This is a genomic window from Pseudomonas sp. P7779 (assembly GCF_013386315.1).
Classification (GTDB): Bacteria; Pseudomonadota; Gammaproteobacteria; order Pseudomonadales; family Pseudomonadaceae; genus Aquipseudomonas.
In genome coordinates this window covers 1-417 of sequence record NZ_JACARZ010000221.1, presented here as the reverse complement: position 1 = coordinate 417, position 417 = coordinate 1, and the positions used below count along the sequence as shown (strand labels likewise).

1 pseudogene is annotated in these 417 nt (G+C 60.9%); it reads left to right on the top strand.

Annotated elements, in window-relative coordinates:
- Positions 1–417, top strand: a pseudogene (locus tag HX869_RS31280) (arabinose ABC transporter substrate-binding protein); the annotation flags it as partial.

The following is a 417-nucleotide window of genomic DNA, read 5'->3' as shown; positions in this document are numbered from 1 at the left end:
ATCATGGCCAAGGCCAAGCTGAATAACCTCAAAGTGCTGGCGGTAGACGACCGCTTCGTCGACGCCAAGGGCAAGCCCATGGAAGACGTGCCTTACGTCGGCCTGGACGCCTACAAGATCGGCCAGAAACAAGGCGAAGCCATGGCCACCGAAGCCAAGCATCGCAACTGGGACTGGAAGGACACCTACGCCGTCATCAATACCTTCGACGAGCTGGAAACCGGCAAGAAGCGCACCGACGGTTCGGTAGAAGGCCTCAAGGCCGCCGGCCTGCCGGTTGACCATATCCTGTTCACCGCGCAGAAAACCCTCGACGTGCCGGGCGCCATGGACTCCACCAACTCGGCCCTGGTGAAACTGCCCAGCGGCGCGAAAAACCTGCTGATTGGCGGCATGAACGACAGCACCGTACTGGGC